Source organism: Fluviispira multicolorata, assembly GCF_009208585.1.
GTDB classification, from domain to species: domain Bacteria; phylum Bdellovibrionota_B; class Oligoflexia; order Silvanigrellales; family Silvanigrellaceae; genus Silvanigrella; species Silvanigrella multicolorata.
The window spans coordinates 183,811-209,125 of record NZ_WFLN01000005.1; the positions used below are offsets into that span (position 1 = coordinate 183,811).

The 25,315-nt window shown below is 33.1% G+C and carries 25 protein-coding genes; 19 read left to right on the plus strand and 6 right to left on the minus strand.

All coding sequences use genetic code 11. The annotated features are described in order from the left end of the window. The first annotated feature begins 397 nt into the window (after positions 1-397). On the plus strand, positions 398-1,930 hold the full coding sequence (locus tag GCL57_RS04385; protein WP_152212063.1) for a response regulator: 1,533 nt from the start codon (positions 398-400) through the stop codon (positions 1,928-1,930). A gap of 75 nt (positions 1,931-2,005) precedes the next feature. Next, entirely contained in the window at positions 2,006-2,392 is a 387-nt protein-coding gene (locus GCL57_RS04390) for a hypothetical protein (protein WP_152212064.1), read from the plus strand. Between the two features lie 71 nt (positions 2,393-2,463). Here the strand turns inward: GCL57_RS04390 and tsf are convergent, their stop codons facing one another. Then, the gene (gene tsf / locus GCL57_RS04395; protein WP_152212065.1) at positions 2,464-3,408 is read right to left on the minus strand and encodes a translation elongation factor Ts; all 945 of its coding nucleotides are present in this window, start codon (positions 3,406-3,408) and stop codon (positions 2,464-2,466) included. Between the two features lie 65 nt (positions 3,409-3,473). Next, positions 3,474-4,265 carry a 30S ribosomal protein S2 gene (gene rpsB, locus GCL57_RS04400; protein ID WP_152212066.1) on the minus strand — a complete coding sequence of 264 codons (792 nt, stop codon included), beginning with the start codon at positions 4,263-4,265 and terminating at the stop codon, positions 3,474-3,476. A 325-nt stretch (positions 4,266-4,590) separates the two neighbouring features. Between rpsB and thrS the strand changes: the two genes are divergently transcribed. Beyond that, complete coding sequence (gene thrS / locus GCL57_RS04405; RefSeq protein ID WP_211363217.1) at positions 4,591-6,540, plus strand: threonine--tRNA ligase; 1,950 nt, start codon at positions 4,591-4,593, stop codon at positions 6,538-6,540. 153 nt (positions 6,541-6,693) lie between these two features. Next, positions 6,694-7,194, plus strand: coding sequence for a peptidylprolyl isomerase (locus GCL57_RS04410; protein ID WP_211363218.1), 501 nt, complete (start codon positions 6,694-6,696; stop codon positions 7,192-7,194). A gap of 10 nt (positions 7,195-7,204) precedes the next feature. On the opposite strand, the gene GCL57_RS04415 is transcribed toward GCL57_RS04410, so the two are convergent. The 3 genes from GCL57_RS04415 to lipA all read right to left on the minus strand — a co-directional run bounded on the left by GCL57_RS04415 (position 7,205) and on the right by lipA (position 9,535). After that, on the minus strand, positions 7,205-7,741 hold the full coding sequence (locus GCL57_RS04415) for a hypothetical protein (protein ID WP_152212068.1): 537 nt from the start codon (positions 7,739-7,741) through the stop codon (positions 7,205-7,207). 53 nt (positions 7,742-7,794) lie between these two features. Then, positions 7,795-8,334: a hypothetical protein gene (locus GCL57_RS04420; RefSeq protein WP_152212069.1), complete on the minus strand. Its 540-nt coding sequence runs from the start codon at positions 8,332-8,334 to the stop codon at positions 7,795-7,797. Between the two features lie 205 nt (positions 8,335-8,539). After that, a complete protein-coding gene (gene lipA / locus GCL57_RS04425) occupies positions 8,540-9,535 on the minus strand; it encodes a lipoyl synthase (protein ID WP_152212070.1) in 996 nt (331 codons plus the stop codon). Between the two features lie 102 nt (positions 9,536-9,637). Here lipA and GCL57_RS04430 point away from each other — a divergent pair, with 102 nt between their 5' ends. From GCL57_RS04430 to fliF, 7 genes are all read left to right on the plus strand, one after another. Then, positions 9,638-10,732, plus strand: coding sequence for a phosphate signaling complex PhoU family protein (locus GCL57_RS04430; RefSeq protein ID WP_152212071.1), 1,095 nt, complete (start codon positions 9,638-9,640; stop codon positions 10,730-10,732). 184 nt (positions 10,733-10,916) lie between these two features. Continuing rightward, on the plus strand, positions 10,917-13,190 hold the full coding sequence (locus tag GCL57_RS04435) for a tetratricopeptide repeat protein (RefSeq protein ID WP_152212072.1): 2,274 nt from the start codon (positions 10,917-10,919) through the stop codon (positions 13,188-13,190). Between the two features lie 34 nt (positions 13,191-13,224). After that, positions 13,225-14,319 carry a sigma 54-interacting transcriptional regulator gene (locus GCL57_RS04440; RefSeq protein ID WP_152212073.1) on the plus strand — a complete coding sequence of 365 codons (1,095 nt, stop codon included), beginning with the start codon at positions 13,225-13,227 and terminating at the stop codon, positions 14,317-14,319. After that, entirely contained in the window at positions 14,316-14,744 is a 429-nt protein-coding gene (gene flgB, locus GCL57_RS04445) for a flagellar basal body rod protein FlgB (RefSeq protein WP_152212074.1), read from the plus strand. The genes GCL57_RS04440 and flgB overlap by 4 nt, the downstream gene beginning before the upstream one ends. Before the next feature lie 33 nt (positions 14,745-14,777). After that, positions 14,778-15,215, plus strand: coding sequence for a flagellar basal body rod protein FlgC (gene flgC, locus GCL57_RS04450; protein WP_152212075.1), 438 nt, complete (start codon positions 14,778-14,780; stop codon positions 15,213-15,215). Positions 15,216-15,229: 14 nt separating this feature from the next. Then, positions 15,230-15,559, plus strand: coding sequence for a flagellar hook-basal body complex protein FliE (fliE, locus tag GCL57_RS04455; protein WP_152212076.1), 330 nt, complete (start codon positions 15,230-15,232; stop codon positions 15,557-15,559). A gap of 46 nt (positions 15,560-15,605) precedes the next feature. Next, the gene (fliF, locus tag GCL57_RS04460) at positions 15,606-17,213 is read left to right on the plus strand and encodes a flagellar basal-body MS-ring/collar protein FliF (RefSeq protein WP_152212077.1); all 1,608 of its coding nucleotides are present in this window, start codon (positions 15,606-15,608) and stop codon (positions 17,211-17,213) included. Between the two features lie 7 nt (positions 17,214-17,220). Here fliF and GCL57_RS04465 read toward each other — a convergent pair whose 3' ends face one another. Continuing rightward, positions 17,221-17,661 carry a hypothetical protein gene (locus GCL57_RS04465; RefSeq protein ID WP_152212078.1) on the minus strand — a complete coding sequence of 147 codons (441 nt, stop codon included), beginning with the start codon at positions 17,659-17,661 and terminating at the stop codon, positions 17,221-17,223. 441 nt (positions 17,662-18,102) lie between these two features. On the opposite strand from GCL57_RS04465, the gene tssB reads away from it, so the two are divergent. Genes tssB through GCL57_RS04505 form a run of 8 tightly spaced genes read left to right on the plus strand, consistent with a single transcriptional unit; the run spans position 18,103 to position 25,275 of the window. Beyond that, positions 18,103-18,642 (plus strand): type VI secretion system contractile sheath small subunit, encoded by a 540-nt coding sequence (gene tssB / locus GCL57_RS04470; RefSeq protein ID WP_152212079.1) that lies wholly within the window; start codon positions 18,103-18,105, stop codon positions 18,640-18,642. An 18-nt stretch (positions 18,643-18,660) separates the two neighbouring features. Then, positions 18,661-20,148 (plus strand): type VI secretion system contractile sheath large subunit, encoded by a 1,488-nt coding sequence (gene tssC / locus GCL57_RS04475; RefSeq protein ID WP_152212080.1) that lies wholly within the window; start codon positions 18,661-18,663, stop codon positions 20,146-20,148. 36 nt (positions 20,149-20,184) lie between these two features. Beyond that, positions 20,185-20,754, plus strand: coding sequence for a hypothetical protein (locus tag GCL57_RS04480; RefSeq protein WP_152212081.1), 570 nt, complete (start codon positions 20,185-20,187; stop codon positions 20,752-20,754). Between the two features lie 43 nt (positions 20,755-20,797). After that, positions 20,798-21,214, plus strand: a complete 417-nt coding sequence (tssE, locus tag GCL57_RS04485; RefSeq protein WP_152212082.1) for a type VI secretion system baseplate subunit TssE — start codon at positions 20,798-20,800, stop codon at positions 21,212-21,214. Then, the gene (locus tag GCL57_RS04490; protein ID WP_152212083.1) at positions 21,198-22,952 is read left to right on the plus strand and encodes a type VI secretion system baseplate subunit TssF; all 1,755 of its coding nucleotides are present in this window, start codon (positions 21,198-21,200) and stop codon (positions 22,950-22,952) included. Before tssE ends, GCL57_RS04490 begins: the two co-directional genes overlap by 17 nt. After that, positions 22,949-23,707, plus strand: a complete 759-nt coding sequence (locus GCL57_RS04495; protein ID WP_152212084.1) for a hypothetical protein — start codon at positions 22,949-22,951, stop codon at positions 23,705-23,707. Before GCL57_RS04490 ends, GCL57_RS04495 begins: the two co-directional genes overlap by 4 nt. Before the next feature lie 30 nt (positions 23,708-23,737). Further along, complete coding sequence (locus tag GCL57_RS04500) at positions 23,738-24,847, plus strand: type VI secretion system protein TssA (RefSeq protein ID WP_152212085.1); 1,110 nt, start codon at positions 23,738-23,740, stop codon at positions 24,845-24,847. Between the two features lie 5 nt (positions 24,848-24,852). Continuing rightward, positions 24,853-25,275, plus strand: a complete 423-nt coding sequence (locus tag GCL57_RS04505) for a hypothetical protein (RefSeq protein WP_152212086.1) — start codon at positions 24,853-24,855, stop codon at positions 25,273-25,275. The last annotated feature ends 40 nt before the right edge of the window (positions 25,276-25,315 follow it).

The window sequence follows — 25,315 nt, forward strand, 5'->3', positions numbered from 1 at the left end:
TCTTTTTCTTTTATTTTTAAAAATCATTTAATTGATTTATTAAAAATAATCTAACAAAAATTTTTATTAAATAATAATATTCTGAAGATGAATAGAAAATGGGTCGAATAAATTTGTAAAATATTTTTAAAATTATCTATATATAATTAGATAATTATTGAATATTAATACAAGAAATTCGATGGTAAATTTTGCGCATGGATTTTTGATGTTTTCTGAAGAAAAGCTACAGATTTTTTGTCAAAAAAATGACGATTTTTTCGCTAATATCAGTCCCTGCAAATTTGTTCTGCCAAGAATATCACTTCTCCACCCCTCTAATTCATTTAAAGAAGGTCGATACAGTTTAAGGATTATTTTCTTTGCCATCTTTATTTTTTAAAAATGAGGGCTTTAGATGGCTGCTGGAATGCATGATCACTTGAGAGCAGTTGTGATCGATGATCAATTAAATATGAGAAAAGCAGTCGTTCGAATCCTAGAGAAATCTGGGAGCTTTATCATTGAAGATTTTCCAAATTCACGTGAAGCCATTTCTTGGTTAAAAATACACAGCGCAGATATTGTCATTACGGATATTTATATGCCTCAAGGGGATGGATTTGATATTTTATCTTTTGTGCGAAACCGTACCATGCAGAATGATATTCCCGTTTTATTTATATCAGGAGAAGCAACTAAAGAAGATATTGTTAAAAGCGTAGATTTAGGTGTCTCAGATTATATTTTAAAGCCTTTTGAGTCTCATGATTTGGTTCAAAAAGTAATGAGTTTGATTGAAAAATATAAGAATCCACCTGAAAATATAAAAAAATTAAGGAATGCAGAGCATTTATATCTAACTGAAAAATATCAAGAAGCAAAAAAAGAATTTTTACAGTTAATAAATTCTGGAAAACCCAGTGCGCAAGCTCTTATTGGTATGGCGCATATTGAAATTAAACTTGGAAATGTGACTTCAGCATTAAATTATATAAATCAAGGTATTAAAATTAACGGAATGTATTTTCCTGCATTTTCTACAGCAGCGGATCTCCTTATTTCATTAAAAAGAAAAGAAGAAGCAATTCCTTATCTTGTGCAAGAATTAAAAATCAATGGGAAACAACCCTATAGAAGAATAATTCTTGCAGATATTTATTTAGAATTGAATAATCCAGGCTGCAAAGATCTTGCTTTAGGTCAAATGAAAATAGCACTGCACGACAGTCCAAGTGATGAAGTGGTACTGCTAAAATTTGCTGATATTATGAAAATAATGGGGAACTTTGAAAAATCTGTGCATTATTGCATGAAAGCACGCCGACAAAATCCAACAAGCACAAAATCGATTATGCAACTTGCTAATATGTATATTTCTGAAGGAAAATCAGCAAAAGCAATCTCATTATTCTCCGATCTTATTATTAAAAATACGAATCAATTTGATATTTTTTTATGTAGAGCAAAGATTTATGAAAAAATGGATGAAAATGAAAAAGCTATGTCTGACTTGAATAAAATACCAATATCTGCACCTGCCTTGCGTATTGAAGTATTAAAAGCAAAAGGCCGTATTTTTGCAAAAATGAATAAGCTTCCGGATGCTATTGCGGCGTGTGAAGAAGTTGCCAATATGGAACCGACTGCTGATAATTTAGCAAGGGTAGGTTTATTATTTATTAGAATGAAGAATTATAGGAGTGCTTTAGGTTGGTATGAGCAATCTACAATTATGGAACCTAATCATTCTAAATATATTTATAATTTAGGATGCTGTTACGAAGCTTTACGTGATAAAACAAAAGCAATTCAATGCTATGAAAAATCACTTAAACTCGATCCAAAAGCGCGTGAAACAATAGTTGCTCTTTCACGAATTAAAGGAACAGCTTTGCCAGGAAATGTAACGCGTCAAAAGAGTTCAAAAGTTCCACAAAAAGCAAGTTAGTTATCATTTACTTTGCTTTCTTTTCTTTTTTCTCTTATATTCCTTTCAGAGAGCGTTTATTTTGTGAGGTTATAAATGAATCATAATAAAAATTCTGAAAAAGAAAAATCAGAAAAAAAGAAAAATCAAAATGATGATGAACAGCAAAAATGGTTTGCTCAAGGAGATTTACAAGATTTGGCAAAGATTGGTGGCGATATTCTTAAAAAAACTGTCGCAACAGGTATTGATGTTATTAAAGAAGTTAAAGATAATTTTCCGAAAGATGCAACTCAGTTTATTGTAAAAGGAAAAGATGAAATTATAAAAGGCCTCACACAAGAAATGGCAAAAAGTATGATTTCTTTTGGAATTGAAAAGTTTTTTTCAGTTGCCAGACAACATAAAGTCGAATTTACAATTCGAGTGCGAAAAAATGAAAATAAAGGTAGTAAGAGAAAAATTTTAAGAAAAAAAGCTTAAGTTATAATTGATAAAAAAAGAGGATAATTACATTTAAAGTAACTATCCTCTTTTTTTATGTTAATTTAAAATTAACCTTTTGCAGCAGCTGCAACAGTTGCCGCAACTTCAGCAGCAAAGTCTTCTGCTTTCTTTTCTACGCCTTGGCCAAGTTCAAGACGAACAAAAGAAGTGACTTTAAGTTCAGAAATCCCAAGTTTTTTACCGGTGTCAGCAACATAGGCAGCAACAGATTTGCTATCATCTTTTACAAACAACTGATCAACAAGACAAATTTCTTTGAACCATGTTTTAATGCTGCTTGGAACGATTTTAGCAAGAGCTGCTTCAGGTTTACCTTGTTGGATAAACTTATTACGAATGATTTCTTCTTCTGCTTTAATAGTTTCTGCAGGAATTTCTTGCTCATTTAAGAATTGAGGTTTCATTGCGGCAGCTTGTAGAGCTACGTCTTTACCTAATTCAATAAGAGCTTGATTGTTAGCATGTGCTTCAATTCCTGAACCTGAAAGTTCAACGAGAACACCAATTTTTCCACCGCCATGAACATAGGATGTGACAAAGTTTTTGCCAGAGCCAACGCGTTCAAAACGACGAACAGTAATATTTTCACCAATTTGTGCAACAAGAGACGTCGCAGCATCTTTAACTGAGTTTGCAGAATCGTATGAGCTTACAAGTAAAGATTCAAGATTTTGTGGTTTTGTTTTGCTGATAAGAGTTTGAAGATTATTTACAAAAGCTTGGAAACCATCATTTTTAGTAACAAAATCTGTTTCGCAGTTGACTTCGAAAACAAAGCCAAGGTTATTGTTGTCAACAACTGTTGTGACAACGCCTTCGCTTGCAGCGCGAGAAGCTTTTTTAGCAGCGGTTGCAAGTCCTTTTTCACGAAGAATAACAACAGCTTTTTCCATGTCGCCTTCAGCAGCATCAAGCGCTTTTTTGCAATCAGACATACCTGCTAAGGTCATTTCACGTAATTCTTTAACCATTTGTGCGGTTACTACAGCCATTTTATTTTCCCTATTTTTTAAGTTTAGAAGAAAGAAAGGTGCTCCATTCGGGGCACCCTTTTTATTTAGTTTGCTTCGTCTTCATCACGGGATTTAAGACGTTTCACCTTAACCTGAGAACGACCACCTTCGGAGGAGAAGGAGGAGTCTTCTTTGGTCAATTCAGATCTGCGGCGTTGTTTGCCTTCAAGAGCTGCATCGGAGATAAGGCTTGCATAAAGCTTAATAGCTTTAAGGCTGTCATCGTTACCAGGGATAATATAGTCAATTCCGTTTGGATCGCTGTTTGTATCGGTAACTGCAATAACTGGAATTCCGAGGCGATTTGCTTCTGCAATAGCTGTGAATTCTTTTTTAGCATCAATAACAAAAAGAGCAGAAGGAAGTCCTGGCATATTTTTGATACCACCGAGAGAGCGCTCAAGCTTAATGCGAAGACGTTCTTTAAGAGAAACTTCACGCTTAGTGATGCTTTCGTAAGTTCCGTCATTGGCCATTTTTTCGATGCGTTTTAGTTTAGTGATGCTAGAACGTACTGTTTGCCAGTTAGTCATCATACCACCAAGCCAGCGGTGATGGATGTGGAACATTCCCGCTCTTTCAGCTTCTTCAACAACGATTTCTTGAGCTTGCTTTTTAGTTGCAACAAAAAGGATGTGTCCACCTTCTGCAACAGTTTGCTCAACGAAAGAAAGAGCATCTTTAAAGAGTTTTTGTGTTTTTTGAAGGTCAATAATGTGAATACCATTGCGCTCACCATAAATAAACGGACGCATTTTTGGGTTCCAACGGCGAATTTGGTGACCAAAGTGAACGCCAGCATCTAATAAATCGCGCATTTGTACTTCAACAGTCATACGTAACTCCTGCTTGGTTATAATGGTTTTAACCCCTTGTATTGCCACAGATTTTATAAATCCACCAAGCATCTGGCAACACAGAGAATGCTCTAAAACAGGCACACATCTTAAACAATTTTTTGCCAATGAAGTCAAGATGAATTTCTACTAGTCTTTGTCTTTAGGGGATATAACAGGCGAAGTAATTTTTAAAGTGATTTATTCATTTAAAACTTAAAAACAGGATTTACCTGTCTATAAAATTTGTATAGTCTCACTTGGTTATTTCTCATAGCCGCACACCCACACTGTATGTGGGGAGCGTTCATAAAAGGAGTCGTTTGTGAGTTCTTCAATTCAAGTTTTTTTACCCGATGGATCTTCTCGTTCTCTGTCTTCAGCTGCTACGGTTCTTGATTTAGCAGCAAGCATCGGATCTGGTTTAGCAAAGAGCGCAGTTGCTGGAAAAATAAATGGTCAAGCTGTCGATCTCGACACTGTTTTACCACAAGGTGCAAAGGTTGAAATCATCACCGATCGTTCTAAAGAAGGTATTGATATTATAAGACATTCAACTGCGCACATCATGGCAATGGCAATTCAGGAGCTCTTTCCTGGTACGCAGATAACCATTGGACCCGTGGTAGAAAATCAATTTTACTATGATGTGTATCCAAAAGAAGGCACAAAAATTGGAACAAACGATTTTCCCCTTATTGAAAAAAAGATGCAGGAAATAGTTGCAAAAAATATTCCAGTAAAAAGACGTGTTGTCAGTAAAGCTGAAGCAGTCGATCATTTTACTAAACTTGGTGAAAAATTTAAAGTTGAAATTGTCGAAGCTTTACCTGAAACAGGTGAAATAAAAATATATGGAATTGGTGATTGGGATGACCTTTGCCGAGGACCTCATGTTTCAACTACAAGTAAATTGGGTGCATTTAAGCTTATGAGTGTTGCCGGTGCTTACTGGCGCGCAAATAAAGACAACGAACAGCTTGTTCGCATTTATGGAACAGCATGGGCAAATAAAAAAGATCTTGATGCTTATTTAAATATGCTTGAAGAGGCAAAAAAACGAGATCACGTTTTGTTAGGACGCCAACTCAATCTATTTACATTAATGAGCGACATTGCTCCAGGTGCAGCTTTCTTTTTTCCAAACGGCGCTAAACTTTTCAATCTTTTGCAAAACTACATTCGTGTTAAGTGGGCTAAATTTGGTTTTCAAGAAATTCAAAGTCCGCAAGTTATGAATGTAAACTTATGGAAAGTAAGTGGACATTACGATAATTATCGTGAAGACATGTATGTTTTTAATGATGATCATGGTGATGAATTTGGAATCAAACCAATGAGCTGCCCTGCTCACGTACGAATGTTTATGGTCGGTCAAAAATCATATCGAGACCTACCGTTACGTTATGGTGAGTTTGGTGTTGTACACCGCAATGAATTAAGTGGAACCTTGCATGGTTTGACACGTGTGCGTCGTATTACTCAAGATGATGGTCATATTTTTTGTATGCTTGGACAGGTTCAAGCTGAAATTGTTTCAGCTTTGCAATTTGTTAAAGAAGCATATGCAGAACTTGGTTTTAATGAAGTGATTTATATGCTTTCTACCCGTCCTGAAAATCGAATGGGAGCAGAGGAGGTTTGGGACATTGCAGAAAAGGCTCTTGAAGACTCTCTGAAACAAGCTGACGCTCGGTACCAAATCAATCCTGGGGATGGGGCATTTTATGGTCCTAAAATTGATTTTAAAGTGAAAGATGCTATTGGTCGCATGCATCAATGTGCAACAATTCAACTTGACTTTATGATGCCAATGCGTTTTGGTATAAGCTATCAAGCGGCTAATAATACACAAGAAACTCCGGTTATGATCCACCGTGCTGTATTAGGTTCTGTAGAGCGTTTTATGGGGATTTTCATTGAGCATTGTGCTGGACATTTTCCTCTTGGTTTTGCTCCAATTCAATGTCGTGTTGTTACTGTAACTGAAGCTCAAGAAGAATATGCATATAAAGTTTCTCAGTTTTTAAAGTCAAATGGAGTGCGTGTAGAGACTGATTTTAGCAATGACAAATTAGGAGCGAAAATTCGCGATGCGCAGTTGCTAAAAATTCCTTATATGCTTGTTATAGGTGATAAAGAGTCACAAACAAATACTCTGACCGCAAGATATCGTGATGGGAAAAATCTAGCTCCTATGTCTCCAGAAGATTTTTTATCACATGTAAAAAATGAGTGCGGTTCTTTCTGGGGAATTGATACCAATCAAAAATAAAAATTTGTTTTCCAAACTTAGATTGTTTATGTAGGTTTGGCAGATATTCGACTCCATATTGGAGTTCACACGTTATTTAAATAAAATAAGTGGTTTAAGTTTATTCACTTATTTTATTTCTAAATTATAGATGAATTAAGGAAAGGTATTTATATGACTTTAGTTAAAATGATTACAAATCTTGGTGAAATTACAATTGAACTTAATGATGAGAAAGCACCCATGACCGCTTCAAATTTTGTTAAATATATTAAAGCGGAACACTTTGATAACTCTATTTTTCACAGAGTAATCCCTGGTTTTATGATCCAAGGGGGTGGGTTCACAGTTGATATGAAAGAAAAAAAGACAAATAACCCAATCGAAAACGAAGCTAAAAATGGTCTTGGAAATGAGCGTGGAACATTAGCAATGGCGCGTACAAATGATCCGCATTCGGCAACTGCTCAGTTCTTTATTAACTTAACAAATAATGATTTTTTAAATAATCGTGGAGCTCAATGGGGCTATGCCGTATTTGCTAAAGTAACAGAAGGAATGGATGTTGTTGATGCCATTGCTAAAGTAAAAACAGGTCGTCATGGTTTTCATGACGATGTACCTACCACTCCAGTTATTATTGAATCTGTAAGAATTATTGAAGCGACAGTTTAATTAAAACTATTTAATTAAAAAATCCTAGACTCCCGCCCTCGTTCGGAAAACTCGGAAAATCCCAGTTTGGACAAGCGGCGGTTTTTTTAATTCTTGTTACTATATGATAGCCATTCTTATCTTCATAAGTTGCATCATCATATTGAACACTAATATAACCCCAAGAAAAAGCAGGAATGGATAGCTTTGCTACACCAATGAGTGAGTATTGTGATCCTAATTTTAAGCATTGTTTTTTTAATTTATCACAAAATGATTTTGCTCTAAATTTTGAAAAATTTTCTTTATTTACATTTGCATGAAGGACTGGATGAGTATTTTTATTAAAATCAAGTGATCCTGAGATTCGTATGCCTTTTTCATCTCTGGGAATATAAGGGTTTCCAAACCCCCAGTGATTATATTCTTCTAAAGGTATGGGTGGAGCCCATTTCCAATCAAAATGATTATCTGAATTCACACAAAACATATATGAGTCAGCATATGAGAGTAAAGGTAAAAGTGAGATACTAATAAGAGAAACGTAGGAGAAAACATATTTTTCCATTTTAAGTACCAAAAATAAAAGTATTAAGTTAAATAGTTTTAAAACAATATATTTTAACTATCAAATATAGATAAAGTTCCACCATCATTTGGAAAGTCTGGATAAGTCCAATTTGGACAGGTAGTTGATTTTTCTTTTCTTACTATTTCGGAATAATATCCATTATCTTCTGTGGTGCTGACAAAATATGTAAAACTTATATAGCTTTTATCTAATGAAGGAATGAACTTATTTGCAGCGCCAATAAGATTATATTGTGGACCTAGTTTTAAGCACTGTCTTTTTAATTCATCACAAAAACTTCTTACTTTATCAATAGTGAAATTTTCTTTATTTACTTTGGTGTCGAGAACTAAATGAAGATATTTATTCCAGGCTATTGAACCAGAAATTAATGTTCCTTTTTCGTTGATCGGAATAAATTTATTGCCTCGTCCCCAGCGTGCATGTTCCATTTCTGTTATAGGAGGTGCCCATTCCCAGTCATCATGATTATTAGAATTAACACAAAGTAAATATGCATCTGCATAGGAAAGTGTAGGTAAAAGAGAAAAACTCATCATTGGAATTAAACAGCAAACATATTTTTTCAATGTAAACTCCATAGAATAAAAATATTAAATTTTTTATAAGCTCAAGAATCGAGATTTTGAGCGAATGATTAGAGTTGTTTTATAATTAATAAAATAAATAAATGCAATAGTACGATATTATTTTATTTTTTATGGATTTTTTTTGTTTATAAATGAATCATATTTTCAATGGATTTTTTAATTTATTAAAAAGAGGATTCTTAATTTATGTTGGAAATAATTCCGAAGCTTTATAAGAACTGCGTACAAGTGGTCCCGCCGCTACTGCTTTAAAACCAAGTTCTTTCGCGCGCGTTTTCCAGTATTCAAATTCTTCTGGGTGAACAAACCGCTTTACGGTTAGATGTTTCGTTGTTGGTTGTAAATACTGACCAATTGTAATGATTTCCACACCCACATTGCGTAAGTCTTTTAATGTTTCTTCGACTTCTGCAAACTCTTCACCCAGCCCAAGCATGATAGCGCTTTTGGTAAACATACTTTTAGGACCAATTTTGAGGGCATTTTGAAGAACTTTTAAACTTTGATCATATTTAGCGCGCGCGTCACGAACTCTTGGACTTAATCTTCTTACGGTTTCAACATTGTGAGCAAAAACATCAAGTCCACGCCCAGCATGCACAACCTGTTGAATGCTTTCAATTTGCCCACGAAAATCACCAGCAAGAATTTCGACTCTTGTCTTAGGATTTTCTGTGTGAATGGCTTCAATGGTTTTTGCAATGTGAACTGCGCCTCCATCAGGGATATCATCTCGGTCAACCATGGTGATAACCGCATAACTCAGGTTCATCATGCGAATGCTTTCCGCAACTTTAAGCGGTTCTTCAGCATCGAGTAAACCTCCAGGGTTACCTGTTTTAATATGGCAAAATCGACATCCCCGGGTGCAGACATCACCCATAATCATAAAAGTAGCTGTTCCAGTATTCCAGCATCCAGAAATATTAGGGCACTTTGCTTCTTCGCAAACTGTATAAAGCTTTTTTTCTCTTAAATCTTTTTTGATATTAAAAAGAACTTCCCCGCCTGCAAGACCTACTTTTAGCCAATGAGGTTTTAGAGGACGGCCTGTTCTTGGATTGATTTCAGGCTCAATGGCAAGCGAGGCCAGTTTGGCATAAATTTCTTCTCTGTTTTCAAGGTTGCTTTGAATAATTTTAGGGCTGTCTATTTGATTTAAGTTGTTCTTTTCTGGCATATTTGCACTCTCCAAAAGACCTATGGCACATTCGACGTGGCACAATCAGTTTATCCCTAACAGTGTGCACAAAATTATGCAAATCACATAAGGACAATCCAAATGTCGCGAATATCAAGTCTTGAAATGCAATTAGCGCATGTGAAATCTTTATTAAGAACGATGTGTGATGCCGTTCATGCTGGCTTGCAAACGCTTGAACAGCATTTTGAGCATCCCAATACAAATCGGTTGATTAAAATTGTAGTTTTAGACTCTGAAATAGATAACTTGGAACGTGCAATCGATGCTTCTATTTTACAGGTTTTTGCGACACAGCAGCCATTGGGGTATGAGCTGCGTTTAGCTTATGCTTGCGCAAAAATTGCCCACCACGTGGAACGAATAGGAGATGCTGTTGAAAGTTTAGCAAGACAGCTTGTCAATGGAGATGTACCAGAACAAAAAGATATTTTTTTAGAAATGCTATTAGATACTAAAAACCTTTTTGAACGTTCCTACACGGCAATGTTCGATGGTGATTTGTCATTGATACAAGAAATTCATATTTTAGATGATAAAGTGGATGTTAAACAAAGGGAATTATATCATATTGCAAAAAATATTTTAAAAAAAGGCAATAAGTCAAGCATAGAAAAAGCTCTTAAAATTATTAGTATGAGTTCAAAACTCGAAAAAATAGCAGATTTATGTTGTAACTGGGCAGAACAAATAGATTTCGCAGAAAATGGAATGGCACGTCGGAAAATAAGAAAAAGAAAATATCGACTCGTATTTATTGATAATGTAGGTGGTATGATTGCAAGTTTAGTCGCAGCATTTTTACATCAAAATGTGAAAGATATTGTGGAGTTTTCTGTCATTACAACTCAAACAATAAAAACAAATAATATTCTTAACTTTACGAATTTGCTTGCTGAGTATGATATTACCCCGCAAATTTTTCCTATTGCACGAATTACAACTATGAATTGGAATAATTGCCTGATGTTAATTCGACTGGGAAAATTTGAGCTATCGGCAGAAGAAAGCGACATTGTTCCTTATAAAACCGTTCAAATTCAATGGCCAGAAATAACTTTTGAGCCTAATGAAATAGAAAATGATCCTAAAAAATTCAAAGAATTTGCTCATATTCTCTCACGTCGTACAAATCAACTTGCACAAATAATTGCGAGAACACAGGAACAAAACTAATAAAAAAAATTCTGACAGAGGAAATTTTTTTCAATAAACTCGTCTATTATTTGCATTAATAAACAATTTGACACGTCAAAAATTCTCATTCTGACAATTTTCAGACTGACATAAGAGAACATCTCTCAGGTAAACTAAAAGAAATGAAATTAATTTACTCGTAATAATTTTGGAGGAAGAAGAGTTGTTTAAGAAAAAACTCTTCACATATTCATTCTTTACATTTCTTTCCGTCGGTGGTGGGGTTTTTGACTCAAATTCCATTTGTGCTCAAAATATAAAAATTAGAAAAGAGAAAATTTCTCCAACTTTTCTTGCTGGTGAAGATAGTTATCGCATGATATTTGAGTTAGGTGAACCAAGAAGATATGCGACTCGCTTTATTAACGAAACAAGAACTTTACAACTACGTGTTATACCAGCAAGGGCAGAGGAATTTAATAGCACATCTTTTTATGATACTCGCTTTGTAAAAAGAGTGAATATAAAAGAAGATAAATCTGAAGTAATAATAAACATTCAACTGAAAAATTTACCAATAGGTTGGGTTGTTGCAACTCAAAATAAACCTTGGAGAATTTTAATTGATTTTTGGAAAACAGAACCTGAAAATAAGAATTTAGAAGCAGATTGGAACTGGCAACCTGATTTTATTGATGGTTTGAGTAAAGAAAATATTCCCGAAATTATGCCAAACTATACTATAAAAGAAAAGGAAAATAGTGATAAAAATTTTGTTCCTACAATTCGTTCACAAGTTGTGATACAGCAATCAGAAAAGCCCAAAATAAGACAGTTTCCTAATAAAGAAAATACTAAAAATAATATTAAAGAAACAGAAAATATCAAGAAAACAAATATTACTTTACCTGAACGAAATATTTCGGAAGTAAAAAATAATAAAGAATATAATTTACCTGAAATTTATGGAAGACTTGAACTTGTTAAACCAATAAGTGAACATAGAATGACTATGTTACAAGCCCAAATGGGGGCTGTCTTTGGAGGAAAAGAGGAGTTTGAAATTGGTAAAAATTTTGCAGATGAGCTTTATAAGAGTGGGAATGAAGAACAAGCTTTAAGTATTTATAGACGACTTGTTGCGTTGTCAGAGAAGAATTTTAAATTGGATCCAAGAATACTTTGGAATGCTGGAGAATCAGCGTATTTAACAAGAAATTTTGATTTAGCAAATGATTATTTTCGCTCTTTATTATTAAACTCTCCCGGAAGTGAATTTGCAGCATTAGCAAAACTAAGAATTTTAGATATTGATGAATTAAGTAATTCAAAGACAAAAGGAATGGGTAAAACAGGTTTTCAAAATGCTGAAAAATACTCTGAAATGGCTCTTTATGATAAAAACCCACTCATTGTAAAAATTGCATCATCTCTTAGGGTTTTGAATAATCTTGTGGATGAAAAGCCTCAAGCGGTAAAAACGTATCAGCAAAATCTAGACGCCTGTGTCACTTCTGGAAGTATTCCGTTTGACCTGCTGAAAAATTGTGCATATAATAAAATTAGATCTTCAGTTGAAAAAGAAAATATCAACGATGCTGATGCTGCGGTTCAGCAGTTTAAAAAACTGGTGGCCGGTGACAAAAGAAGTGTACTTCTAGAACAAATTGTTAACAGCAGAGTAAAAGATCTTCTAAAGAATACAGCTCAAAATAAACAATGGGAAGTATGGACGCGCTTTGAAAAAGGCGCAAGACAAACGTTGCTCCAATTTACCTACTCAGATTCGGATGCTCTCTATACAAGAGCAGAAGCATTTGATGCTGTAGGAGAAGTTCAAAAGTCGATTCAGCTTTACAGTGCTTTTTGGCAAGCTTCTCCTGATCAAAAAAGAAAGAATGAAGCAGCAGCTCTTGTCGCACGACTCAATTATCAGAGTAATAAACCTTCTGAAGCAGAAATATATTTGCGTCGAATTGAACAGGATGAAAAAAGAAAAACAGAAGGATTAACAGATAAAACGGTGCAAGCTCTTAGAGAACTTTCGGTTGCACCTTACCGTAACAAAATAGCGTTACGTTTACTTTTAGATGAGATGAAACTTGGACGTTATGTCGAACGCGATTTGCCAACTCTGGGTGAATGGGCTCGAGCTCTGCGCGGTACCCCTGATGTCGAACCTCTATATGAGAAAATTCTGGCATTCCCCGCAAAGTCACTTGATGAAATTCAAACAGTTGAAACGTCAATCATGCAATATGCAGAAGATTTACGAGATTCGGGCAGATTTGCGAAATCGGGAGATATGTTTCTTGCTATGGCAAATTTAGCACAAGGAACACATCGAGCCGAAGCCGCATATAAAGCAGGAGTTGTATATGCGAGAGTTGGGCTTTTTGATAAAGCAAAAACAGCTTGGCTCTTAGCAGCAAACGACACGAACGACAAGCGGTACTCTTCGTTGGCGAGCGAAAGGCTCGATCGACTCAATAAGTAAACAGGTTTTAAGAATAATAAGGGGAGGTTTGTTTATGAGTGATGTGCGTCCTATGGGATTGTTCGACATAGATTCTGCAAACTATGGAACACAACAAGGTAACAATGCTGTGGAAGGACGCAGCATTCATTCTAATAATGTTCCAAACGAAACAGACCTACGCATTTCTGAAGAAGAAATGTTAAGACATTATCCAACTCGTGATGAAAAAATATATAAACTACTTGAAGTAGCCAGAACAATTGCACCAACTAAGGTACCAATTTTAATTACAGGTGAAAGTGGAACTGGCAAAGAAACATTTGCAAAAGCAATTCATATTGCGGGTGGTCGTGAACGTGGTCGCTTTGTTGTGGCAAATAGTTCCAATATACCAGCAAACTTTTTTGAAATGGAACTCTTTACGGCACAACGGAATGGACATGATTATAATCAAGGGCATGCTAATCGCCCATTAGAAACTTGTTCACTTATGCTTGATGAAGTTACTGAACTCGAAGCATCAATGCAGTTAAAACTTTTGAGAATTTTAAAGGAACAAGATGTAAATAAAGGTGCAATTAGAAGGGGAACAGCTGCAGATGCTCGGATAATTGCTTGCAGCAATAAAAATATTCAAGATGAAGTCAATGCACAAAGATTCAGAAATGATCTCTTTTTTAAATTGCATGTAATACATCTAGAAATTCCTTCTTTAAGACAACGTTTAGTGGATATTGATTTTTATTCTGAAATTTTCTTACGTGAGTTTAATATTCAGTTTTCAAAAAATGTCCAACTTTCACCAACTGCAAAACAAGCGCTTAGAACTTATACTTGGCCAGGGAATATTCGTGAATTAAGAAATGTTATCCAGAGATCTGTATTGCTTTCCACACGTGATTATATAGGAGTTGAAGAACTTCATTTGATGAGAGCAAATAGCAGAACTGAAGTTGCAATGGGTGAACCACTTCCTCAAGTTACTTTAAGGGAGCTAGAGCAACGTTTAATTTTACAGACATTGAGAAGAATGAATGGAAACAGAACACACACGGCAAAGGCTCTTGGAATTTCACTGCGCGCACTTCGTTATAAATTAAATGAGCTAGTCGATTGTGGATATGAAGTTGAAGGAAAGAATATATGAGCACGGTTATAGGGAATCAAATATTTGGCAAACCTGATTCTGTACTTGAAGAAAGTCTCAATCAAAGATTAAAAAGACAAGATGTCAATGTTGCTAATATTACAAATTCTCTAACACCTGGCTATAGATCTTTAGGTTTTGATTTTGAAAAACAGCTTCAAGCTGCCATTGGTTCTGACAAAGATCTTATTATGAAAGTAAGTAATCCTAAACATATTAAAGCTCCAGGTATGGGTGCAGACGGTATTTTAAAACCAGATCTTTATGTTAAACCAACTGAAAGCATTGGTAACGATGGCAATACAGTGGATGTAGATCAAGAAATGACAGAAATGGCAGGTAATCAAGTTATATATAAAGCTACAATTGAAACTTTAAATAGAAAACTTGGAATGTTACGTTATGCAATAAATGGTGGACGATAGTTTTAACTAAACAACTTATAGGAGTAAAAAATTATGAGTTTTTTAGAAGGTTTAAAAATAAGTGCTTCTGGACTTTCAGCGGAACGTATTCGCATGAATGTTATTTCTTCAAATTTAGCGAATGCAAATACATCACGTACAGAAGAAGGTGGCCCATATAAAAGAAAAGATGTTTTATTTACAGCAAGAAATTCAGGACTGAGTTTTGATAACTTAATGCGACTCGCATTTGACCCAAATTTAAAAGAAGTCAAAGTGGATGGAATTACTGAAGACAGACGCGCACCTCGCCTAGTTTTTAATCCCAATCATCCTGATGCAAATGAGAACGGGTATGTAGCAATGCCAAATATTTCAATAATGGAAGAAATGGTAAATATGATTACAAGTAATCGTTCATTTGAAAGTAATACTCAGGCAATTAATGCAACAAAATCTATGGCAACAACTGCAATCAGTATTGGCAGATAAAATAGGTGAATGCAATGATTAAAAAACTGTCAGCAAATGATCTTCATTTTTTAAAGTTACAACAGGATTTAGTGAATTCATCTATTCCAAGTGGTGGAGGTAGTCCTCCAAAAAATCCATCAGCCACCGAATTTCTTGATCTAATGGAAAAAGGAATTAAGGAAATAAATATCGGAGCACGTGAAGCTGAAAAAGCAAGTATGGATTTAGCATCTGGCAGAACAAGTAATATTCACGAAACTATGCTTGCGGTAACAAAAGCTGAACTTGGTTTTAATATGATGGTACAAATGAGAAATAAAGTAATTGAAGCATATCAAGAAGTAATGAGAATGCAAATTTGATTAAACCTTTATTGCAATATTTATTACTTTGAAGAAAGTAAAAGGAATGATAGAAAAATTTAAGCAATTTTGGTCACAATTTATCGTTCAAAGTAAGGCATTTTATGCTGGACTTACGAAAGGACGTAAAATTGCAATTGCTCTCAGTCTTTTTACTGTTGTCTTTGCGCTTGCTATGTTTATTTTTTGGAAGCCAACAATTAAATATGAAACAGCATATATGAATTTATCTGCTGATGATAAAACAGCAATTTTAGCACACTTAAAAAAATCAGGAATAAAAGATTTTAAAATGGAAGGTGATTCTCTTTCCTTTCCTGAAGATAAAATATTAGAAGCGCGTATGTTACTTGCGCAAGAGGGCCTGCCAAGTTCAGGAATAGGAGTGGGTTGGGAAAAATTTGATGACAGAGCTTTTGGGATGTCAGATTTTGACCAAAGAATTAATAAATTACGTGCATTGCAAGGTGAATTAGCAAGAACAATAAATAAATTAGAGCCTGTTGCAAACAGTAGAGTTCACATAGTTTTACCAGATAATGCTATTTTTGCAGAAGATAAAAAAACTCCAACGGCGAGTATTTTTTTAAAGTTAAAACCAAGTAAACTGCTTTCTCAAAGGCAAATTCAGGGGATCATTCATTTAGCTGCACGTGCTGTAGAAGGGCTTGAACCTAAAGCAGTGAGTATCGTAGATCAGGATGGGAATATGCTCACGCAACCTGATGAACAGGATGGTGGCATTGATAAAGTAACATCAGCACAGCGAGAGTATCAAAAGAGAGTTGAAAGAGAGCTTGAACAAAAGATTAGAGATATTTTAGCGAGAGTCGTTGGACATGATAAAGTCGTTTCAAAAGTTCAGGCATTTGTAGATTTTAAAAAGGTAGAAACTACAATTTCTGATGTTGATCCAGAAAGAACTGCAGTTATTGCTTCGCAACGAAACGAACAATCATCACAAGGCAACGGGCTAAATCCTACCGGTGTTCCGGGGGCAAAGAGCAATTTACCTGGCGAACGTGAGGATATAGGTGTAGCTGGTGGGCTTACTAATAGTACGAAATCAAGCACTGAAAATTTAAACTTTGAAGTTAAAAAGACTTTAAGTAAAATAGTAGAACCAATTGGTAACGTAACTAAATTGAGTGCATCTGTTTTGGTTGATGGAAAAATGGTTGATGGTAAGTTTGTGCCGCGTACCAAAGAAGAAATGGAAATGATTACGAAATTAGTAAAAAATGCAATTGGTTTTCAAGAAACGCGCGACGCTATAACAGTAGAATCAACTCAATTTGAACTCGATGAATTTGCTCTTGCAGAAAAAGCTTCACTATCAGCGCGGCAAGCTTCACTTATTCAAACCGCAATACTTTCTGTAGTTGCTTTAGCTGCTATGTTTTTTATTTACATTGCACTTGTTCGCCCTTATTTCAAATGGCTTACGTATGATCCTGATAAGCGTTCAAAAGAGCAGTTGGAAATGTTGGATTATGAATTAGAAAGATCGGGTGCAGGAGCTCGTCGGGTGCAGTTGAAAGAGGATGTTCCTTTTGATAAAATGTCGCCTAAAGAGCAGATTATGTATTTAGCAAAAAATGATCCTCAAAAAACAACCGAAGCCATCCGTCAATTGCTCAATCCAAATCATTAAAAACACTTTAAATATCTAATTCAATTCCCATGTCAATTAAAGGTTTAAAACTTCCTTTGCCTGAATAAAATGGTTTTATATCTGGAACAGGTGGCGTATTGGGCTGAATAGCTGGGACTGCAACAATATATTCAACTTCAACATTGCCATCGCCAACCATGAGAGCTTTTTTATTAAGCTCAAATGTTTTTTTTGATATATTATCATCAGCTAAGCTTTTAATTTTACATATAAGTACACCCGGAATACTATGGGTTGAAGTATTATAAGGAATTCCTGGTAAAACAACAGAAGACTCATCTCCTTCTACGCATATTTTTCGTTTGAGAACATCAGAATTTCCACTACCTGTAATAAAAAATAATGCTTTAGGGATTAAAAGATTTGCTCCTTGAATAGAATCAAAAAAAAATTGATCACCAGAGAGTAATAATGAGTTTTTGCTCATAAATTTTCCTAATAAAGTAATAAAACAGACTCAATTTAATTATTAATTTATTTTTTAATCTGTGGCAAGTCATTTGTGAGAGCATAAAAACAAATAGGGACTTCTTCTTATTTAAGAGGAAGGTTCTATTTTAAAGATAAAAAGAAAAAAAATTTTATTTATAAACATAACAATAAAAATATTAAATAAGATTTGTATTGTTCAGGATTTTGATTTTTGTCTAAGAAAATAGCTTACCAATTATGTTTAATTGATTGTAAACAATAAAAACAATGATTTTTTTAATTAATTAAATACATTGATATTTTATTGAATTTATTAATTTTGACAAAAGTGCATTGGTATTATATTTGCTATAAATAGAAAAAGAATACTGACAACAGTATTTTTTAACTATCAGTGCAAGTTCAGGCTGAAACTCATATGAAAGGAATGTGAATAATGTCAAGGAGCACTCAACATAAAATTTCTGGGTATAAGCCGCCACGCGTGCAAATCACCTATGATCTTGAAGTAAATGGAAATCCAAAAGAGCAAGACCTGCCATTCGTAATTGGAGTGATGGCAAATTTTTCTGGGCATCTACACCAGAAGACAAAAAAATTAAAGAATGAAAAATTTCTTTCGGTAAATAAAGAAAACTTCAATTCAGTTGTGCAATCCATTAGTCCAAAATTAAAAATAAAAGTTTTGGATAAAGTTAAAAATGATGGGGGCTCAAAACAAGTTGAATTAAATTTTAAATCCATTGAAGATTTTAACCCCGGAAAAATAGCTGAAAAAGTCGACTCATTACGCACTCTCCTTGAAACAAGAAGAAAATTAATTGAGTTGCAAACCAGCGTGGACTGTAACGATAAACTTGAAGAAACTCTTATTCAATTTTTAAAGGCGCCTGAGGCTTTAAAGCAAATTACAAGCACGCAGACATCTGAAGCAAATGCATCTGAAGTTTCTGATGATGCTGAAGCAAAAGCCTAAGCCGCTAAAGGATATGAAATGACTCTCAATACAGATCTTGCAATAAAAACGAATTCTTTTTTTAACTTAGAAGATGTTAATGTTTCTGTTATCGATCAAGCGTTGGCAATAAGTAATTTAAATAAAAATAAAGATCAAATGAGCCATGCAAAAGAAATGCTTACAGTTTTTGCTGATGAAGTTATTTCAGAAAGAATGGCATTTAAAAAGAATATTTCTCATATGATCAGCGAGAGAATTGCCGATATAGATGTGATTCTTTCTGAACAAGTCAACGAAATTATTCATAACCAAGAGTTTCAAAAACTCGAAGCATCTTGGAGAGGTCTTCAATCATTAGTAAAATTTGCAGAACCTGATGATAAATTACACATTCGTGTTCTTGATGCAACTAAAGAAGATATTTTAAAAGATTCTGAGACTGCAGCAGAGTTTGATGATTCAGGTTTATTTAAATTGGTTTATGAAAATGAATATGGTACATTTGGTGGAACACCTTATGGAATTCTTGTAGGTGATTATTCTTTCGGAAAAGGTCTTGAAGATATTGAATGTCTTAAAACTATTTCTAAAGTAGCATCTGCCGCACATGCTCCATTTATAGCAGCAGCGAGTTGTGATCTTTTTAATATTAAATCTTTTGAAGATCTTGACAAACCAAGACATTTAGGTCGTTTATTTAATTCAGCTGAATTTGGTTCTTGGCAAAGTTTTCGAGCACTTGAAGATTCTAAGTATGTTACTTTAACATTGCCGCGCGTTATAATGCGTCATCCTTATGGACCAAATGGAATTCCTGTAAAAGAATTTTATTTTGAAGAAGATCTTAACGGAATAGAGCATGAAAAATATTTGTGGGGAAATCCTGCATTTTCATTAGCGCAGAGAATGGTTGATTCTTACCGCTCATTTGGTTGGTTTTCAAACATACGCGGAGCTGAAAATGGAGGTGTTGTTGATAGCTTACCATATCACCCATTTGTCGATAGCGAAGGTAACAATTCATTTAAAATGCCTGTTGAAACTATCATCACAGATAGGCGCGAAAAAGAATTAGATGAACTTGGATTTTTATCATTAGTTTATAAACGTGGAACTGATACAGCCACTTTCTTTGGTTCAAAAACGATCCATAAATTAACTGAGTATGACAATGATCTTGCAAATGCAAATGCACAACTATCTACAGAGTTGCCATATTTAATGGCTGTTTCTCGTTTTGCACATTATTTAAAAGTAATTATGCGAGACAAAATTGGTTCTTTCACATCACAGGGGGAGATAGAAGCATATTTAAATAAATGGATTTCGCGTTATGTGATTTTGGATGATTCTGCGAGTAGTTATATTAAAAGCTGTCATCCTTTGCGTGATGCAAGGGTCGATATTTTACCTGTTCCAGGAAAAGTGGGGGCATATAAAGCTGTAATGTTTTTAAGGCCACATTTTTATTTAAACGAATTGACTGTTTCTTTAAGGCTTGTAACTGAACTGCCTCAAGGATAATCGCTTAACTATACAATAAAATATTTGGAGAAAAACATGTCTGATGATATTAAGGTTTTATTAACATTACCTGAAAAACTTTTAAAAGGAAGTTTTATTGAATATAAAGTTCCACCATCGTTTGAATGTACAATTGACGGCGAATTCCCATTGATAAAGTCAACTGCATCAAATAAAATTGATAATTTTAATGGTCAAATTACCGCTACAATTGTTGAAAAAAATAAAGCTGACTTTGTTAAAAATATGACAGATATTTTAACTCAAGCTGAAGTTGCAGTATCTTGTGCAAAATTTCATTTGTGTACAATTGAGAAGAATGAAGGCAAAGAACCAATCTTACTTTTAAAACAGCAAATTGCTCTTTTCAATTATACTTTTACAATTGAAACAAACCCATATGAAGCATTTAGTTACCGCTTTATCTTTTCGCCGAATAACAATCAAAAAAGTGATTTAGTTCCAGGCGGAAGGCAAAGGGTTTATACAATTGAAAATGGTAAATCTTCATTAAGCAAAGTATTTTACTTTGATATTGCGAGTTCTTCGATAATGAATAAGTGTGACAATGCTTGGAAAGAGAATGAAGCAAAAGACATTACTTAAATCTAAGCTTAGAAGAGTCTTTTTCTTTATTTAGGTAGATATTATGAGTTATTTAAATAGTTTATTTTATATTTCACCTATTGAAGATCAAAAAGGCTCTGATTTTAATTCTATTACTCGAAATATATATAATATTTTAAATACGCGTAGTTCTTTGTCAGTATCTGAATTTTTAGAAAATCAAATATTAAATACCCTTCATTTTGGGGTTCCGAGCTTCTCACACTTTGCAATGGACTCTGAAAATGATAGGGATTTATTGTGTCAAATTGTACAAAAATCACTTAGAATATTTGAAAATAGACTCTCCTATGTTGATGTTGAATTTTCTCTATATGACAGACTTAAAAAAGAAGCAAAACTTTCTATTAATGCCGTTTATCAAAAAGGAAATGTAAAGGTAAATTTATTATTACGTGTTGCACTTTGGGAGTTTATAATTAATGACTGGCAAGTATAGCAATCAAGATTTTTTAAAAATATATATTGATACCTTAGATGAACTTAGAAAAAATGGCAGACTATTTTCACAGCAAAATCCCGATTTAGCTCCCTTTCTTGATTTTTCATATAGAAAAAGTAACGACCCAGAAACGGAACGACTTATTGAGTCATTTGCATATATGAAGGCACAAGTTGACTATAAATCTTTTCTAGCTAAGAGTGACTACGCTATAAATTTTATTGATCATATTTTTCCAGAATTAGTTTCTCCCATTCCTGGAATGACAATATTAAAAATTCAGCCAGCAAAAAGTTTTTTTAAAAAAGATAAATATCAATTTAAGATTGATAAGGATACTTTATTTTTTTCTAAAAATGTGGATGATGAAGAATGTTTATTTTCTGCAACTCAGGATACAAATATATCTTGCTGCGAAGTTAAAAATTATAGATATATTGATGTAAACACAAGCAAAGAAGATATATATGGGTTTAAAAAAGCATTTGTATTTGATATTGAATCATCATTGCCTATTGAAAACTTTCAAAATATAAACCTATCAATATTTATTGACTCTGAGTTCCAGTCAGTTATTTCTATTCTTGATACTTTACTTTTATCTAAAAGCCCTATCTTCATCTTTAAAGATGAAGAAGCTATTCCAATAAAATTATCAAGAGAATCTTTAAAGTTAATTTATCAATTTAATGGTCACTATGACCAGTGTGAAGAGAATTTATTACATCCTCTTTTTGATTTTATTAATTTCTATCAGAAGTATTTATTTTTTAAAATTGACATTAATATTCCAATAAATATTTTAAAAAAAATTAAATTTATTATACCCATAGATGATGATTTTTCTGGTTCATTTAGAACAGATAATGTTTTTTTTAGATTAAATTGCGTCCCAATTTTGAATGTATTTGAAAAAAAACTAGTCCCAATTAAGTATAATGACACTCAAAACGAGCATCGTATGCGAGTTGATAATGATCAGAAAAATAATATAGAAGTTTTGAGAGTTAATAAGGTTGTAGCCTATAGTTCCGTGTCTGGAAAAGCATTAGAAATTCCAAATTTTCATAAGAAAATTCACAGAAATAGCAATGATAGTTCAGGTTATTTTTGGGCAACTAAACGAACTTTTAATAATACAACTAGCGAAAATGGCTGTTTGTATTTAAAACTGCTTAACTCTGATAAAGATCTTCATTTAAAATCAGAAGTGCCTGACTATATATTTCCATCTGGATTATGTACAAATAGTCATTTGGTAGAAGGAATTAAACCTAATTCAATTTTTAATTGCAATGTATATGATCTCCCAATTGAAAAATCCATGTCTTTAATTTGGCCCAAATACTCTCGAAAGCCACTTGATCTTAATGAAAATACCGAAGTGGTGAAACTACTTTATAAAATAAATCAAGATTTATTAAGTAGAAATGCATTAAATAATTATGATTTTAGAAAGATAATTGAAATTTTATCTTCAGGGCAAAGTCCTATAAAGATTTTATTCCAGCAAATGCTAAACCAATCTACTGGTTTTGAAGCTGAAGAAACTCTTTCTCAACAAGTTTGGAAAAATCAAAGCTACTATGTGCCAGGTATTTTATATAAATTTCAATTTTCAAAAATGACAGGGTTTCCACTCGGAACATATTTTTTAATGTCATTTTTGAATTCATATTTTAACTATATCCGTGATTTTAACTTTTATATTGTTTTTAAAGCTGAGAAAGTATGAATAATTTACAGAAAATTGATTTTTTAATAGATCAGAAAGATTATCAAAAAATTATTAATATAATTAGAAATTATTATTCATATGAGAGAGTTTATTACTCTCCAAAAATGCTTTTTTCTTCGACAAGTTGTTATTATATTAAAGATGAAAAAGGTTTATATAAAAAGACTAAATTTCCTTTTAAGCTATTTATTCCTGACTATATTTTAGAAAATTTTACGCAACACTCTCGTCAGAGAAAAAAAATAATTATTGATTTTCTTAAAATATTTATAAATGAACTTGTGATACAAGATTATATAGTAAAAATGAATAAAGATAATTTTCTTTATAGTTATTCAATGTCAAATAAGAAAGAAAAAAGTTTTAATTTAAATAATAGAAAAAATATAAACTACTTTTTTTCAAAATTTTTTCATAAAGAAGTAGTAATTTTAGAAAATTACCCGAAAAAATACATAAATAACAATCAATTTGCACTTGGAAAATGTAAAATATTTTCTAAAAATTTTAATAAAGGCTGTATGATTGGGGCAGACTTTTATTCTTTTTTAAATAGAATTGTGGTTGAAATAGTTGTAAATGTTAAAGAAATTAAAAACCTAAAATATGTTTTAGAATTATTGGAATTAAAAAATATTATTATAATACTTTCTAATTTTGATAGAGGTGTTATGAAAAATATTGATTATAAATATAATTTTATTATTGAGGGTGGTAAATGTGTTAATGCTTTTGCAGTGCCTAATTATTGAATATAAATTTAAATATGTAGGAAATATAACATGAATACTGATATAAACTATTTGACGTTACCGGTGTTTGAGGACAAACCCTTTGGAGAGTATTTAAAGCGTCATCCTAAAATAATAAAATTAAAAGACTTAAGAAATGCAAATATTGAAAGTAGCACTATTGATGAAGGAATATGGGCGAAAAAGGAAAATTCGGGACCAAATTGGCAAAACTCAATAGATTTATGCGAAGAAATATTAAGAGAGAACTCAAAAGATCTTCTTGTCTGTTCCTATTATATCGAAGCTCAGTTTCGTGTCAACGGTTTTGAAGGATTGAGTTTAGCATTAAAAGTAATGCTTTATTTTTGTGTAAATAGTTGGGAAGAAATTTTTCCTCCACTCGAAGAAGATAATTTAGAATTGCGCTTATCTCCTTTTCATTGGCTTGAAGTCAATATGCCTTTGGTAATTAAATGTTTTTCATTGAATAGGCAAAATCCTGAGGAAGTAAAACTAACTTGGGATGATTATGAGAGAGCTGTAATTACTGGACATGAAGAACATATTCGTATTAAGAATGAATTAAAAAAAGCTTTAGCAAATGAATCAAAAGATTATATTATGCAGCTGCACGAGTCTTTAAGTTCAATTTTACATTCTCTAAATCAACTTGAAGAGTATGTTGTTGATCTTGCAGAGAGTTGCGGAGAAAAAACAAGTTTAGATTCTCTTATAAAACTTTGCCAAGAAATTTTTGAGTTCATAGAGACTTTTGTTGAAGAGAATAGAGAGCTTGAAAAGGGAGTGGAAGATAATAATTTTCAATCTTCAGATAATTTTATTTCGAGAGAAAATGAAGAATATGCTGATGAAGAAAATAATCCAGAAGATTTTGATTCAAAGCAAAATGAGTTTAGTTTAAATCAGACTATCAATTCAATTGAAATGGCTTATTCAATGATAGAGAAAGCAAATTTATATTTATTAAAAAATAATTCGCACTCACCATCACCTTATTTAATAAGAAGAGCACTCGAATGGCAAAAAAAATCACTGTATGAAGTTTTTATTGAATTGTTTACAACTACTTCAAAACCATCTGAAATCTTTACTTTACTTGGTCTTTCAAAGGCAGATGCTAAGAACAAAAAGGTATAAATAAAATGAATGATGAAGATAAAACAAATTTAGATAACTATGCAAGTTTTATAATGTCTGATGGAATGATTTTACGGGAGCTGATTGAAATTAAGGGAACAGATCTTGATGAGTTATTTTCCATTTTAGGCCCCAAAGCGCTCATTCAAGAAATATTATCGGATAAAAGAAAAATAAATTTGAACCAAAAGAAACTATTAGCAGATTTTTTTGGAACCAATCATGAAATCTTTTCGGATTCAGGGAATGACTCAGATTCTTTAAGTGAATTACCTGACATTGAAAATATGCAGAATGATTCAAGTGAATTTAAAAATGAAGAAGAACAGCAGAATGATTTTAACGCGCATAGCTTTGGCCAAGATAATATTGAGAGCTCAAATATTTCAGAAGAAGAGCCATATATAAACTCTCAATGGCAAGATTAATTTACTTAAGATAATTTTTTTATTTTCATGGATCAGAGAT